This window comes from Vibrio sp. 811 (assembly GCF_033339195.1).
Genome location: NZ_JAWOUB010000173.1, coordinates 1 through 911 on the forward strand (window position 1 = coordinate 1; position 911 = coordinate 911).

The following is a 911-nucleotide window of genomic DNA, read 5'->3' on the forward strand; positions in this document are numbered from 1 at the left end:
TTTTATTCAAAATGAGGTGTATATCGTGATACGTCGCTTCATCTCCAGTCAAAGCACTGGCTTGCAACATGCCAATTTCTGCTTGAGTTTTAAATGGCTCAGACTTTAAAGAAACTTGTTCATACAAATCCAACGCAAGCTTAGGCTGTTGATTAACAAGCATCAGATCCGCTTGACTCAACAGTCGACGGGTTTTGAGTTCATCAAACTGTAATGCTTCCGAAGCACTTAAATCTTGTGTTGCGGAATTTAATGCTAAGCTCGCATACCAACTATCAAAATCTTCAAAGTGATTCAAGCTTACCATCATGCTGCCGTAAGCCAGTTTGTCATCGGTTGACCAATCTTCTGCAAACGAAATGCTTTGGAAAATCCTCTCAGCTTCCTTAACTTCATCAATGTCTAACCACGCACTCACTAGACGAGCGAGCGGTTGAATTTGACCTTGATAATCCGACTCTAGCGCACGTAATGTCGCCGTTACTGATTCAGGAGAAGCTAAGTAACGCGTTTGAATGTCTCTCAACTGAGCATCAAGCTTCAAGCGGGTTAAATTGCGCTGCATTGCGTCTGTCATGTCATGTTGTGCGATGCTCTCTAGCTCAGCGATGGCCTCATTCACTTTGAAGTCCTGCGCGAGATAAAGCGCGTAAGCAAATTTCATTTCAGGGTCATTACTAGATGTAGCCCAATTGGACATCAGCGTATCCGCGCGTACTTTGTCGCCCATTGAATGAATAACATCAGCAATATCAAGCCTTAACCATGGGGAGGTTGGCTGTAGCGCTATCAATTCCTCTACGGACGCTTTCATCGTTGCCTGATCATTTTGAGCGATTGCGATCCGCAGACGAGTCAAAATAACTTCCGACTTGATGCTCGCTATTTTTTCAGCGACCACTTTCTGCTGT

The 911-nt window shown here is 44.1% G+C and carries 1 pseudogene; it reads right to left on the minus strand.

From position 1 onward, the window contains the following. Nucleotides 1-911 (minus strand): annotated as a pseudogene (locus R7Q46_RS25630) (cellulose synthase); the annotation flags it as partial.